General features: G+C 32.0%; 9 protein-coding genes. 6 read left to right on the top strand and 3 right to left on the bottom strand.

Annotated features, from left to right (window positions below; genetic code table 11):
• Nucleotides 1-39: 39 nt before the first annotated feature.
• The 3 genes from radC to OWK30_RS08325 are packed head-to-tail and all read left to right on the top strand — an operon-like array spanning nucleotide 40 to nucleotide 2,959.
• Nucleotides 40-705, top strand: coding sequence for a RadC family protein (radC, locus tag OWK30_RS08335; protein WP_423325457.1), 666 nt, complete (start codon nucleotides 40-42; stop codon nucleotides 703-705).
• Nucleotides 702-2,063: a DUF4139 domain-containing protein gene (locus OWK30_RS08330; RefSeq protein ID WP_423325455.1), complete on the top strand. Its 1,362-nt coding sequence runs from the start codon at nucleotides 702-704 to the stop codon at nucleotides 2,061-2,063. Before radC ends, OWK30_RS08330 begins: the two co-directional genes overlap by 4 nt.
• A gap of 8 nt (nucleotides 2,064-2,071) precedes the next feature.
• Entirely contained in the window at nucleotides 2,072-2,959 is an 888-nt protein-coding gene (locus OWK30_RS08325) for a complex I NDUFA9 subunit family protein (RefSeq protein WP_423325453.1), read from the top strand.
• A gap of 69 nt (nucleotides 2,960-3,028) precedes the next feature.
• Here the strand turns inward: OWK30_RS08325 and recD are convergent, their stop codons facing one another.
• Genes recD through OWK30_RS08310 form a run of 3 tightly spaced genes read right to left on the bottom strand, consistent with a single transcriptional unit; the run spans nucleotide 3,029 to nucleotide 11,139 of the window.
• Nucleotides 3,029-4,774, bottom strand: a complete 1,746-nt coding sequence (gene recD, locus OWK30_RS08320; RefSeq protein WP_423325451.1) for an exodeoxyribonuclease V subunit alpha — start codon at nucleotides 4,772-4,774, stop codon at nucleotides 3,029-3,031.
• Nucleotides 4,761-8,072, bottom strand: a complete 3,312-nt coding sequence (locus OWK30_RS08315; protein WP_423325449.1) for a UvrD-helicase domain-containing protein — start codon at nucleotides 8,070-8,072, stop codon at nucleotides 4,761-4,763. Before OWK30_RS08315 ends, recD begins: the two co-directional genes overlap by 14 nt.
• Nucleotides 8,062-11,139, bottom strand: a complete 3,078-nt coding sequence (locus OWK30_RS08310) for an exodeoxyribonuclease V subunit gamma (RefSeq protein ID WP_423325447.1) — start codon at nucleotides 11,137-11,139, stop codon at nucleotides 8,062-8,064. The genes OWK30_RS08315 and OWK30_RS08310 overlap by 11 nt, the downstream gene beginning before the upstream one ends.
• Before the next feature lie 234 nt (nucleotides 11,140-11,373).
• Here OWK30_RS08310 and hutC point away from each other — a divergent pair, with 234 nt between their 5' ends.
• The 3 genes from hutC to hutU are packed head-to-tail and all read left to right on the top strand — an operon-like array spanning nucleotide 11,374 to nucleotide 15,358.
• Entirely contained in the window at nucleotides 11,374-12,120 is a 747-nt protein-coding gene (hutC, locus tag OWK30_RS08305; RefSeq protein WP_423325445.1) for a histidine utilization repressor, read from the top strand.
• 12 nt (nucleotides 12,121-12,132) lie between these two features.
• Nucleotides 12,133-13,698: a histidine ammonia-lyase gene (gene hutH / locus OWK30_RS08300; protein WP_423325443.1), complete on the top strand. Its 1,566-nt coding sequence runs from the start codon at nucleotides 12,133-12,135 to the stop codon at nucleotides 13,696-13,698.
• Nucleotides 13,676-15,358 (top strand): urocanate hydratase, encoded by a 1,683-nt coding sequence (gene hutU, locus OWK30_RS08295; protein ID WP_423325441.1) that lies wholly within the window; start codon nucleotides 13,676-13,678, stop codon nucleotides 15,356-15,358. The genes hutH and hutU overlap by 23 nt, the downstream gene beginning before the upstream one ends.
• Nucleotides 15,359-15,434: the final 76 nt, after the last annotated feature.

Below are 15,434 nucleotides of genomic sequence, written 5' to 3'. Positions count from 1 at the left end.
AAGTTTTGATTTAGGATGAAATTATGTTATAATTTATCCATGAATGAAAAAAAACATTATCTTGGGCATCGCAAAAGATTGAAAGAGAGGTTTAAAGAGCATCCAGAGTCATTGCAAGATTATGAAATTATTGAGTTAATATTGGGGTATGTTATTAGGGGAAAAGATGTGAAACCTTTGGCTAAAAAGATTTTGGACGAAATAAAAGGTATGGCAGATATTTTTAATATAACCGAGAATATTGATGGGGTTGGTAGAGAAACAGTATTAATGTTTAAATTATTACAAGAATTTTATCGAAGGGTGGAAAGCTCAAAGGTTTTGAAAGAGGATATTTTCGATAATCCTGAGAAGGTTTTTAAATTTATAAAGTATAAAATAGCTTTTGAAGATATTGAAAAAATTGCTGTGCTTTACCTTGACTCAAAAAATGGATTGATTTCTTGCAAAATAGAAGGTGCGGGTACGGTCAATGAATCTTATATCCCTCCTAGAGAAATTGTAAAAAAAGCTTTACTAGAAAATGCTGTATCAGTAATTCTTGTGCATAATCATCCATCTGGTAATCTTACACCATCAAATGGAGATAAGGTATTTACAGAAACTGTGAAAAATGCTTTAACAACTGTTGGTATAAGATTATTGGATCATATTATAGTTTATAAAAACAGGTATTTATCATTTAAGAAGGAGGAAATTTTATGAAAAAGCTACTGATAACTTTGTGTTTACTATTTGCTGCAAATCTAGGTTTTGCTTCTACAGTGGAAATATATAAAGATATAGTGATTTATCATACAAGACTTTCAGATAGTTTTGTAGGTTTTAATGAAAATATCAAAGTATTGTGTGATGGGGATGAATATTTAGTTTATCCAGGTAGTGAGGTAAGAAACAGTTGTTATCTATGTAATCTATTCAAAAAGAAGAAATTATTGGATGAGCAGCTTATTTATTTAAATTATAAAGAAAACGTCTTAAGTTCTGTGGCTAAAAATTACAATATTAATGATGATAATAGTTTTGTATTATTAGATAAAATTTCAAAAGAATTTGCAAAGATTAAAATAAATAAAGATGAATTAATGCAACAGATTGATAAATTAAATAGAAAATTTAAAATGGGTGCAAAGAGTAAAACTCCTTTTTTTGCGGAAATATCTGATTGTAAAAATACAGTTTTGGAGTTTTATGGTGTTTCCTTTGATGTGGTTAATGAACTAGTGGTAGATCAGCTTGCTGGTAATAAAGCTAAAATTACAGTTTATAAAAAGATTAATCTTCAAAATAAAAGTGGGATTGATATTAATGCGGATGCAGCAAATCTTTATTTTAAAGAAAGCGGCGGTTATCAGAAAGAATTTACCTTTACACCTTTAGTTATCAGACCCAAAGAAAAGTCTAAGATGCTTTTTAGATCAGCAACTAAGAGTTCAAACAGATTGATGTCTGAACAAAAAATGGAGAAAAAGAACAGAGTTTATACTTTGAATAGTTTATTCTTACCATCGGATGGGTTAAAAAAGACTTTTATTGTTAACAGTGCAGTTAAAATTGCCGATTTTAACCTAATAACTTACCCTTATTTGAGTAAAGATGTTTTTAGAGAAATAACTTTTGATACTCCTTATGATATTGAAAATAATAAATGGAGAGTGATAATTGATGGTGAGGTTTTCAGCAATGTTTATGGTAAGTTTGATAACGGTAAATATAAGGTTTTTGCTGGGAAAATGTACGATATTAAGATAACAAAAGAGAAGAATATTGATTATCAAGAAAGTTCTGGGTTTTTTGGAAACAAAAAAAAGATTTCTGATGGTTACAAGATAGTGTTAACAAATGTTGGGAATAAGAGTTATAATTTAATTGTAATAGATAGAGTGCCAGTTTCAGCTGATGATAGAGTTGAAGTGAAAGATGTGAAGATTGATAATCCTTCATGCAGAGTAGATGAACAAGGTAAAGTTACCTGCAATATAGAAATTTTACCAAACAATAATGTAGAAATTAATGTAAACTACACTATATTGTATGATAAAGATATAGAAATTACATATTGAGGAGCTTAATGAAAGTTTTTTTGACAGGGAGTACAGGTTTTGTTGGCACTGAAATTTTAAGAGAGTTACTTAAATGTGGTTATGATCCTGTAGTTTTAATAAGAGATTCAGCTAGATTAAAGGTAAAGGATGAAAAAATTCAAATTATTGAGGGTGATATATTAAAACCGGAAAGTTATTCAAATGCTTTAAAAAATGTTGATGTAGTTATACATCTTGTAGGAATAATAAGAGAATTCCCATCAAAAAGAATTACATTTGAGAGAATGCACTATGAAGCAACTAAGTTGTTGGTTAATGAAACTAAAAAGGCAAATGTTAAGCGTTTTTTACATATGTCAGCAAATGGTGCAAGAGAAGATAGTGTAACTGTTTATCACAAGACAAAATTTAAAGCCGAAGAATATGTAAGAAATTCGGGCTTAATTTATACAATTTTTAAACCTTCTGTAATTTATGGACCAGAAGATTCTTTCATAAATATGTTAAACAATTTCATGAAAAAAATGCCTGTTTTTTCTTATTTTGGTGACGGTTCATATCCTATGCAGCCGGTGAGTGTCTATGAAGTAGCAGAGATATTTGTTAAATCGATAGAAAATGAAAAGACTTTTAACAAAACATTTACTGTATGCGGTAATAGGATATTAAGTTATAAGGAAATCTTAAGGCTTATAATGGAAGTTACGGGTAGAAAGAGAGTTTTAATTTCAGTGCCCGAGTTTATAATTGATTTTGCAATAAAACTTTTTGGTAAATTTTCCTGGTTTCCCATAGCTAGAGATCAATTTGAAATGCTCAAAGAAGGGAATACCTGTGAAAATAATGAGATTTTTCAATTATTGGGTGTTTTTCAAAGAGATATTGAAAATACTTTATACGATTATTTAATATAACTTAATTTTTATGAAAAAAATTTTTTAATACTCAGAGATCTTAAATTTATGTTTTACTTTTAATAGAAACTATCCATAAAGCATGTCAGATAAAGCAGATTTACGGGTGGTTTTTTTCATTAAGCTGTTAAATAGTAGTTCTTTACTACCTATAAGAATAATTTTTTTTCTGGCTCTTGTAATAGCTGTATAGATTAGTTCTCTATTTAGGAGGTCAGATTCTTTTTGACCTATGAAAAAATAAACTTTATCAAACTCTGAACCCTGACTTTTGTGCACAGTCATGGCAAAGGCAAGATCGTAGGCAGGTAAAAGGGATGGGTGCAGATATTTATAATTTTCATCACCTGTTCTTAAAAAGGCTATATACTCTTTATTATCTTTTTTCATACAAATACCTATATCTCCATTGAATAGTTCGTTCTGGTAGTCATTTACGGTTATGATAACTTGCCTGCCTGTATACCATGTTTGGGATGTAAGAAATTTTTTTCTGAGTTTTTTATCTATAATTTCATTTAATTTTTCGCTTCCAAAGGGTGTGATTCTGTATGGTGTCAATATTTTTACAGCAGTTAATGTGGATAAGAGATCATCCTTGAGATTGTTGTAATAATCATCGACAATCTCATCAAAAAGTGTATTTGACGGTTTTTCGATTAAGATGAGATCGTCAAAAGAAATCTTTTTACTTATTATATTTTCAATAAGAGTAAAGTTGTTATTTTTTATAGCATTGGATAGGAGACCGATACCGCTATCTTCTTTAAATCTATAATTTTTTGTAAATTCTATAGTGCAATCGATAAGCGGATTATCAATATTTACAAGGTTTTCATCAGGAATATATAGTTTTTTACCATATTCTTTGGAAAAAGAATTTATAGTATTTATTTGAGGGTAAATTTCAGGAAAACTACAGATTTCTCCCATAATTGCTCCGGCCTCCACTGATGAGAGCTGGTCTTTATCTCCCAATAAAATCAATTTTGCATCATCTTTTATTGATATTAAAAGCTGGTGCATCAGTTCAAGATTTACCATTGATACTTCATCCACGATTATTACATCGTAGGGCAGTTTATTTTTATCGTTGTAATAAAAGCGAGTGAGGGTGTAGTTTGCACCAAGTAGTTTGTGGATGGTTACAGGTGGATTGATTTTTTCAGATATTTCATCATCTTTTAGTGATTCCTGAAGTCTTGAGACAGCCTTTCCTGTAGGAGCTGAGAGAATAATATTTAATTTTTCATTTTCCATTAAAAGATTTTTAATAATTTTTTTTACTGTGGTGGTTTTCCCTGTACCCGGGCCACCAGAGATGACAAGAAGCTGATTAATTTTTGCCATCTGTATGGCCACATATTGCCAATCTTTTTCCGGGGCTTGCTTTGTGTTTGAATTATTAAAAAAAGTTTTAATTGATGCTAATTGTTTTAATTTATTTGCTACATTTTTTTCATAGCTATATATTCTTTTAAAAAAAAGCCTATTTTTTTCGTCAAGATGACAAAGAGAATTTGCGTTGCCTATCAAACCTGATTTTGCAAGCTCATCAACTATTTTTTGTTTATCTGGCAACTTTAAATCGAGAGATGATTCATAAAATAGTATTTCGGCTAAATCTTTTTTTTCAATTTCATCAATTAAGAGACAACTATCCCCATTGCGAAGTTTATAGTTTACTAACAATGCTATTAAAGCTGTAATATTAGAAGAATACAGTTTGTAAATCCATTTATAAATTTCATAATCGGCAAAGGTTATAATGTTTTCATCAATTAATTTTTCAAGAAAATTATCATTCAATTGCATCTAATTCTTCCTCGCTAAAACGGTATCTAAATATCCCAAGATTTTTGCTGGGGTCAAAACCTCTTGTAAATATGTAAAAAACTTCACCTAGCTTAAAATTTTTGTTATTTAATTGTTTTAGATACTTATAGAGAGCAAGTTGATAGAGAAGAATTTGCAGATAATAATGATTTTTAGCAATTTCATCTTTTATATTTTCCAAAGAATAATCAGATAGATTATCCCCTAAATAGTTGGTCTTCCAGTCAATGATATAAAATTTACCATTATATTCAAATACAAGGTCTATAAATCCTCTAAGATAGTGCTTGAAATCAAATTTACCGTTTATTAGGGTCTTAATTTGCTCTGCAAAATCCTTTTCACCTTTTGACAAGAATAAATTATGCACAGATGATAGAAAATCGTTCAGATTTTTAATTGGGATATAAAACTCGAATTCGTTTATTTTGTTTATTGAACTTAGGTCTTTTAAATAAAATTGCTTTCGGTCAATGATTATCGATTTATTTAAAAGACTTTTAATCATATTAAAAGTATAGTTATATGCATTGTTGTCAAATCCATAATTTCGAATAAATTCTTCTATTACATACTTTAATTCTTTATCAGAAATATCATAGGGTATTGTTTCAAGGATTTGATGTATCATATTACCTGTTTTAGCACCTGGAGGTAATTCAGTTTTTGATTTTATATCAAGCTCATTGAAAAGCACCTCTTCAAGATATTCATCATCAAAGAAATCTGTCAATTCATCAGTTTTACCATGTGTTATAGCCGAATAACTTGATAACTGATAATCCCTTTTTATTTCACCTTGAAACTCATTAAATTTTAAATCCAAACTTTCTTGATAGATAGTGTGAAAAGCTATCTCTTTACTTTCATCCTGGATAACTTTTATTATCGCAGTATCTTGTAACAAATTGGTAAGGCTTGAAATTTTTGTTTCAAAATTTAGTTTTTCCCCGATAGCAGCACCATAAAGAAATGTGTCTAAATATTTATAACCTTTTGTCTTGTAGTCAAATAGATAACATTTCCCTTTAGCCCTTGTTAATGACACATAAAAAAGCCTTGCTTTTTCTGCTATGTCTTCTTCTAAGCTGGCAAAGGTTGACGCTAATGATTTAGACGTTATTACATGTTGTCCTTTTGTGGCATCAAATTCGGTAAAGAAAAAGTCTTCGTATTTTTCGCTGTAAGAATAATTGAAAAAAAGTAAAAATACCACAGGGTATTCTAGGCCTTTACTTTTATGGATGGTTGTGATTTTTACAGCATTCTGATCCGATTCAAGCCTCAATTCGTAATCTTCACTTTCTTTTACACTGCCGGTCATTCGTGCAGAAAGCCATTTTTTGATATTTTCTATGGTGAGATTTTCGTATCTGGATGCGTTTTGAAGTAGTTCCAAAATGTGCATATAGTTTGTAAAAATTCTTTCGCCGCCTGTTTCTTTTAAAATGTTGATTTTTGTCTTCTCTTCTTTAAAGAGATGCAGGAAAAGAGGGATAATCCCTTTTTTTGTTAGCAGTTTTGAATATTTGCTAAATTTTTCTTTGTAATGTGAGATTGTCTCTTCAGAAAGTTCGTTGATTTTTTTATTAAAAATCTTTGTGAGAAGAGCCGTTTGAACTTTTACATTGTTTGAATAGTTTTCAAGGGCATCGAATAATAAGTATAGCTCTTTTGCTTCGTCTGTTTCAAACACTGATTTTGTAGAATTTAGTACAGTCTTAATGCCATATTTGCTGAAATGTGCTCTGATATCTTCCGCATCCATATTGCTTGGGACGATTATGGCAATGTCCGAAGGTGTTATCTTTCTTACGGTTTCACAGCCAGTTACAATCTCTTTTATTTGAGCGTTTTTCAGCAGGTAGTTAATTTCTGAAATAACATCATCCAGAATGCCAGATTTATTTGTAACATCTTTCAAATAGATACAAAGATCTTTTGTCTTATCGCCCGTTACAATATGTAGTTTTTGAAGGGATGGAACATTGATTTTTTCATAAGAGATTTTTGAATCTTGAAAAAAATTATTTTGAGAAAAAATTTTATTAAAGTTGTCTATTAAGTTTTTAGTGGAACGGTAACAGGTGGTAAGCCTGAATCTGTTTTTCTTTTCTACTTTATCTGTTGCGTAAAAATATGCATTTAAATCAGCGCCTCTAAATCTGTAAATGGATTGCTTGGGATCACCTATAAAAAAGGCGGTTTTGTCTTCAAATATTTTTTCAAATATGAAAACCTGCAAGAAATCTGTATCCTGAAACTCATCTATTAAAAGAGCCTGAAGTTCACCATATTTTTTAGGATTGAGAGTATGTTTTTTTATTGCAAGGTAGACATTTCTTATTATATCTGTGAATGTGAGCAGATTTTTTTTCATCTTTTGGATGTTCAGTTGTTTTTCTAGTTCTTCAAGAGAGTTGAAGATATTGTTTTCTATGTGTTGCTCGATTTTGCTGCATAAAAGCTGATATTTTTCGGTAAAATCTGGGTAGGCTTCCATTATTTTATTACTTACTTTGAAATTTCCAAAATCGTTGATAAGAGTGTTTTCTTGAGCAAAAAATTCATCTTTGTATTTTGCCGGTTTATTATAATTGTTTTTTAATTGATAAAAAGAGTCTATAACTTCAGTGTGAAGATCTTTGATTTCATCAATAATGACATCTTTTGGAGGGATAATAATAGAATTAATGGAGAAAAAGTAGCTGTTAATGAGATTAATCAATTTTTGGTCTGTATATTTTTTTAAGAAATAAGAGATAATTATGAAATCTTCCTTATAGAGCCACTGTCTGTAAAGGTGATATAAAGTATCGATAAGAAAATCTTTGTCATCTGATGAGAAATTCTGTTCAAAGGTGGCGTTTGTGTCAATAGGATTTTCAGATAAAACTCGTTTGCAAAACTTGTGAATTGTGTAAATGGAAGCTTCGTCGAAAAGAAGCATGGCTTCTTTTAATCTTAACAGTGATTCGTTTTTTGGGATTGATTCTAGGTACTGTTTAAGGCTGCTATCTGTGAGTTCAGTTTCATTAATTTCACCCATGAGAAATTTATATGATGTAATTATGATTTTTCTGATTCGCTCTTTTAGCTCTTCGGCAGCATCTATTGTGAAAGTTACGGCTAAAATATTTGCAGGATTTAATTTCTTTTCGATTAATAACCTGAGATAGATGGCAGCTATACTGTATGTTTTGCCTGTGCCAGCTGAAGCTTCTATTAAGTTTTTTCCATTAAAATCAAATTTCGCCGTAAAAGGATTAAAGTTCATTTATTGCCTCATTTATTGAAAAAAGTTCTCTATTTATCTCGAAAAGTTTATCTATGTATTCATCAGAAAAAGTAAAATGTTCGAGATAAAATTTTAGATATCTGTTTTCTTCACCACTGACAAAGCTTTTCACTTTTTTGGATAAATGTTCTTTAAAATTGGTAATATCTATTTTTTTATTTTTAAGCAATTTTTTATCAAAGTATAGTGGGATTTTCAGGCCTATTTCATAAATTTCCAAAATCTTTTTCAGATAATTATTATCCGTGGTAAATGTGATTTTTTTTGTTTCATTGAGATTGATAAAATAGCTTTCGTTGAAATTTCCCATTAATGTGTAAATAAGAATCTGAGGAAGTAGAAAATCTCTTTTATCAAGCCCTTGCTTGCCGAAATCAATCATAATAAACGAGTTAGAATATACATATTCTATTTTTCCTTCAATGAGGTAGCTGTTAATTTCTTTTTGGATATTTAAAGAGTTAAGGGGGTATAACTCAATGTCTTTATGGACTTTTTTTAATGCTTTTTTAATGATTTCCACTTCACTAGTTATTAGGTTAGTAAAAAGTTTTCCTATATTAGCGTGAGGTAGCAATCCGGTGTAGGGGATTGTATCAACGTGAAGTTTTTCATTTATTAAAGAGTTTCTCAATTTATACTGCTGAAGGTTGTGGGGTGATAAATCTTCCCTGGTTTGTATTTCGTTTAGCTTTATTTCAAGATATACTCCGTTTTCTTTGAAGAAGGTTTTGAGGGGATCTTTTATAAAATCAATCAATTTTTTCAATGGTAGCTGTTTTGGCAATTCCTTTTGTATTAGAGGGGAATCGTCCAGTAAAATGATATTTGATGCTTCATTGATATCCAGCAAAGATTTTGCGGCTTCAAAATCTTCAGGATTGTAGTTTACAAGCTCATCCCTATTCTCTGAAAAGTAAAGAGGGCTGAATGAGTGTAAAGGGTGTTCAATGGGGTTGAAAGAGAGGAAATCCAATAGCTCTGAAACAACAATACTCGGATTTATCTGCTTATTTTTTTTCATATCTTTTCCAATAAAGCTGATGTATAGGTATTTTTTTGCTGAGAGGATTGACTCTAAAAAGAGGAGTCTGTCATTCAGTTTGCTTGATCTGTCACCTCTTTTTGGTTTCAGCTCCATTTCATTGAAAAGAAGTTTACTTGTTTTTCTTGGAAAGTTTTCGTCATTCATCCCTATAAGACATATTACTTTGAAAGGGATACTTCTAAGTGGTACGAGTTCGCAAAAAGTGATGCCTCCCCTCATAAAATTTAAGCTGTTTTTAGTTTTTGTTGTAATGTTTTTTATCAGTTCTAAAAAGGCAGGAAAAAATATTTCTATTGTTTCATCATTAAACTGCTCCAATTCTTTTAAAAAACTTAAAAAAGATGCTGTTTCCGTATATTTTTTGGCAATAAAAGTATTAATGATATCTATTAATAGGTTTTTAAAATATTTTAAGTCCCGTTTATCTTTTAAGAGGTTTATAAAATGTGTTATTTTGTCGATAATATATAAAAACTTCCCAGCTGTCTCACCATTTGATACGGTTTGCTCCGTGTAGGGTAGCGAGTCGAATATAATTTTGTTTTCATTAGTGAGATAGCCAAGCAGAATTCTTTTGACATTATATTCGAAGGTGTTGAAGATGTCAGTATGAGGATAAGAAGATTTTACAAAATTTTCTGTAAGCCCCCATCTGATGTTGAGCTCGTTTATCCATTCTCTAATAATCTCCTGTTCTGTTTGGTTGATTTGAAATTTTTCCTTTATTGCGTCATATTCTAAAAGAGAAACAAACTCCTTTACCGTTAAATCTTTTTTCAGACAATCAAGTATAGAGAAAAGGGCTTTAATCCCGTTATCCTGTTTAAGAATTCTGCTGTCTGAAATATTATATGGAATATTTTTATTTTCAAAAACACCTTCAATATAAGGTGCATATTCGTCAATATCAGGACACATTACAACAATATCTTCAAGATATATATCTGGATTGTCTTGAATAATTTTTAAAATATAATTGTAAATTCCTTCTATTTCTCTGAATCTGCTGTGAAATGAATGAATCTGTATGGTTTCATCATTTAGTTGAAAAGGTATTGGATCATTGTTTAAGATTTTTTGTTTTAAAGTATTTAATGCTGTTTCATTGTTGAAATCGTTATAATTTTCTATTTCATGTGGTGTAGGATCGGTATCGTAAAGAATTGAGAAAAAGTCTTGTACTAGTTTTCCGTTGTTTATAAGCAATGGGTTTGATTTGGTGAAATAAAATTCATCTTCGCTGAAGAAAGCTTTTTTGAAAAAGCGTATTTTTGCTTTTTCGCTTAAATCGTCAAACCAATATTCCTGTGAAGGATTGATGCTGTATAGGTTTATGGTTTTGTATGTTGAGAGTTTTTTTATAAAATTGATATAAATAGGTGGGAGTATGGATATGGCAAAAAGATTTATTGTATCTGGGATTGCTTCTAATTTGTTGTGGAGAAAATTGCCTTGTAAAAATTCATTAATAGCTTTTGCTACACATTTATAACCGTTATTTATGATTTTTCTGAAAAGATCTTGTTGCCAAAAAGTACTGATTTTTCCTGGATAGAGAATATATTCTAGCCTGTAGGTGAGATACTGATCAAAAATATCAGCCATACGGATGGCAAACTGGCCGAGTTTTTTCCCATCATCATCACTGAGATAATGCTCTAATTCTTTATAATGCTGATGTTGTAAAATTTTGATAATTTCCAATGTCAGATTTTTTTTATCAAAATAATTTATGTCCTCATCCGTAAGCAAGTTTAGTTGTTTTAAAGTATTGAGAATGAAATTTCTCGGAAAAAGAAATTCAAAGTTGCAACAAATTCCGAATTTTTCAGCAATGTTCAAAGAGATCCATTTTACCATTCCATCAGTTTGTACTACAATTGTTTGTTTTTCAGTGAGTGGATTATTTATTTGATGATTTTTGATGTTATTTAACAGCTCTTGAAGTAGAATTACCAGATCATTTGAAAGGTACAGTTTAAAATAAGAATTATTCATGAAAACTATTTTAGCATTAATATTAACATTTTCAATATAATAAAAGTAAAAGCTGTCTCTAAAAGAAAAGTTTTTAATTATGAGCTGTAAAGGTTGTAGAGATAATAATACTGTACGAGTTGTACTTAATTTTATTTCCTTTTTTACTACCCATACATCCTATTTAAATGGTGTTATTTATTGACAATTAATTATAACTTGTATATACATGTATAATCAAAATAGGAGCAACATATGGAGATATCACCGGCTTATGTAAAGATTAAAAAATTTATAGTTAATATGATTCACAAGGGGGAGTGGAAGCCTGGTTTTAAAATTCCTTCTGAAAATGTATTATCCAAATTGTTTGGTGTTAGCAGAATGACTGTAAATAGGGCACTAAGGGAATTAACATCTGAAGGTGTTTTGTTTCGTTTGCAAGGAAAAGGGACTTTTGTGGCAGAGGAGTGTAATGTCTCTGAAATGCTTGAAATAAAAAATATTGTTGATGAGATTGAACGACTTGGGAAAAAACATAAGTTGAAAACAGTACTGATGGAGGAAACACTAGTTAACAGTGAGGCTATGAAATGGATGGCGTTAAATGATGGTGAGATAGTTTATCGCACAATTTTTGTCCACTTTGCAGACAATGAACCGTTTCAACTTGAAGATAGATATGTAAATAGAAAAATCGTGCCGGAATATCTTGATGCAAACTTTGAAAATGAGACAGCACATCAGTATTTAATGCGCACCACCCCTTTAACTGAAGCAGAACACATTGTTGAAGCTATTTTACCTGATAAGACAGTTTCAGAGTTGTTGCAGATAGATATGGCTACACCTTGTTTGCAACTTAGAAGGCGAACATGGCTTGGGAATGATGTTGTTACCTATGTGAAATTTATTTCTCCTGGAAACAAATACAGGATAGGAACAAGATTTAAGTACACAAGAGAAGGGGCTGCCGTAAGAGAAATGGCTACTATTTTTTAAATGGGAGGGGAAATGAAAGAGTTTTTTCTCGGCAAAGATAAACTAACTGTTGGAATTGTATTTGATATTTTAAAAGGACTCACAAAACCAATTATTTCAGGTGATGTTAAAGAGAAAATAATAAAATCGTATGAAACGACGCAAAAAGTTGCCAGTAGAGATTTACCTGTTTATGGTGTAAACACCGGATTTGGGCCTCTTTGCTCCACCAAAATTAGTGCTGATGATACAATCGAACTACAATACAATTTATTGAAGAGTCATAGCGCTGGTGTTGGTGATTATTTACCCGATGATATTGTAAAAATTATGCTTATATTAAAAACCCATTCACTTTCGTTCGGCTTTTCCGGAGTAAATTTAAACACTATTAAGCGTATCCTATGGTTTTTGGAAAATGATGTAATACCGCAAGTACCTTCTCAAGGTTCTGTGGGAGCTTCAGGAGATCTTGCTCCTTTAGCTCATCTGTTTTTACCTTTGATCGGATATGGGAAAGTAAAATTCAATGGTGAAATACTGGATACTGCCAAAGTTTACGAAAAGTTGAAAATTTCCCCAATTACATTAGGAGCAAAAGAAGGGTTGGCTTTGATAAATGGCACACAGTTTATGGCTGCCTTTGCTGTAAGCGCATTATATAGGATGAAAAACTTGCTGGAAAATGCTGATATTATAGGTGCCATGACTTTGGAATCTTTAATGGGTTCCGTAAAGCCTTTTGATGAAAGATTGCATAATTTGAGAAATTATAAAGGGTGTGTTTATGTTGCTCATAAGTTTAGAGAGATGCTTAAAGGCTCTGAGATTTTAAAATCGCATGAAACCTGCGACAGAGTTCAAGACCCGTATTCTTTAAGATGCATACCTCAGGTGCATGGTGCAGTGTGGAATACTTTTTTGCACTTCAAGGAGGTTGTGTCGGTAGAAATCAACTCAGTAACCGATAATCCTATTGTTTTAAGTGAAGAAGAAATAATAAGCGGTGGCAATTTTCACGGAGAACCTATTGCTTTGCCGATGGATTATGCAGCATTTTCTATGAGCGAAATTGGAAATATTTCAGATAGAAGAACCTATCTTTTACTTGAGGGAAAAGTTGGCTTACCAAAATTACTTATGAAAGATACTGGAGTAAATTCTGGATTTATGATTCCTCAATACACATCTGCTGCACTTGTAACTGAGAATAAAACGCTCTGTTTCCCGGCAAGTGCTGACAGTGTACCCACATCAATGGGGCAAGAAGATCATGTCAGTATGGGATCAGTAAGTGGACGAAAATTGAATAAGGTGCTTGATAATCTTGAAAATATTTTGGCGGTTGAGTTAGTTTGTGCTGCTCAGGCATTTGATTTCAGGCGCCCATTGAGATCGAGCCTGATATTAGAAGCCTGCCATCATGTGGTGAGAGAAGAGATCGATCATGCCGATGAGGATAGAATATTTGCAAATGATTTGTGGAAAGCAAGAAGGCTCATTGCCGATGGAAGCCTTGTATCTGCTGCAAGAAAAACAGCAGAACAAAAAGGGATAAATTTATATGGAGGTTATAATGAATTATTCGGAATTTATTAAAAGATACGCCAATCATCCAGAGTATAAATCACCAAGAGGAAATATTCTTCATGCAAAAAGCTGGCAGACAGAAGCTCCTTTAAGAATGCTTTTAAATAATCTTGATAAAGAAGTAGCTGAAGATCCCGCAAATCTAATCGTATATGGTGGTACAGGGCAAGCTGCAAGGAATCAAGAGGCTGTGAAAAAAATAATCAAAATACTACTTGAACTTGATAACAACCATAGCCTTTTAGTGCAATCAGGAAAACCTGTCGGGGTAGTAAGAACTCATGAAGAAGCCCCAAGGGTTTTAATTGCAAACAGTAATTTAGTGCCAAAATGGGCTGATTGGGAATATTTTAACAAACTTAAAGAGCGTGGTTTGATTATGTATGGTCAAATGACTGCAGGTAGCTGGATTTATATAGGCTCACAAGGGATTTTACAGGGAACTTATGAAACATTTGTGGCATGTGGTAAAAAGTACTTTAATGGAGATTTAAGCGGTAAGCTTCTCATTACAGGTGGACTTGGTGGTATGGGTGGTGCTCAACCCCTTGCTGCTACTCTTGCAGGTGCAACTTTTTTAGGTATAGATGTAGATCCAGAGCGTATTAAAAAAAGACTTGATACAAAGTACATTGATATCATGACTGAATCTTATGAAGAAGCAATTACTATCGTTTTGAAAGCCAAAGAGGAAAAAAAAGCTGTTTCTGTAGGGCTTGTGGGCAATGCTGCTGATGTACTTGAAAAGCTTCTTGCTGATGGTATTATTCCCGATATTGTTACTGATCAGACATCAGCACATGATCCGGTAAATGGGTACGTGCCATCCGGTATGAGTTTAGAGGAAGCATTTGATTTGAGAAAGAATGATCCAAAAAAATACAGAGAACTTGCTATAAAAACTATTGTAAGACATGTGAGAGCGATGCTTGAGATGCAGAAACGTGGCAGTATTGTATTTGATTACGGAAATAACATAAGGGAGTTTGCAAAAGAGGGTGGTGTGGAAAATGCTTTTGATTTCAATGGATTTGTTCCTGAATTTATTAGACCACTTTTTTGTGAAGGTAAGGGGCCTTTTAGATGGGTCGCTTTGTCTGGGGACCCTGAGGATATTTTTGAAACTGATAGGGCATTAATGGAGGCTTTTCCTGAAAACAAGCATATGGTTCGTTGGTTGCAAGAAGCGCAGAAAAAAGTGGTTTTTCAGGGATTACCCAGTAGGATATGCTGGTTGGGGCTTGGAGAGCGTGAAAAAGCTGGATTAATATTTAATGATCTAGTGAAAAGTGGGAAAGTGAAAGCACCAATAGTGATAGGTAGAGATCATCTTGATTGTGGTTCTGTTGCATCTCCAAACAGAGAAACCGAAGGTATGAAAGATGGTAGTGATGCTATTTCTGATTGGCCTTTATTGAATTTAATGTCGAATACGGCAGGTGGAGCTACATGGGTATCTTTTCATCATGGTGGCGGTGTAGGTATAGGATACTCACAACATGCTGGGATGGTAATCCTTGTGGATGGTACGGAGAGAGCGGAGCGCTGCATAAAAAGGGTTTTATTTAATGATCCTGCACTGGGGATTTATAGACACGCTGATGCTGGTTATGAAGAGGCAATTGAAGTTGGAAAGAAATTTGGAGTTTTAAAAGATATTTTAGAGTAAGTAGTGTAATGGAGAGATAGGAAAGTTTGATGTTCAAAGTTCAACTCGTGGAATACGGTATTTTAAAATTTTACTT

The sequence above is a fragment of the Deferribacter abyssi genome, from assembly GCF_049472655.1.
Taxonomy (GTDB): domain Bacteria; phylum Chrysiogenota; class Deferribacteres; order Deferribacterales; family Deferribacteraceae; genus Deferribacter; species Deferribacter abyssi.
The sequence above is the reverse complement of the archived record's forward strand: the minus strand, read 5'-3'. Positions and strand labels throughout refer to the sequence as shown.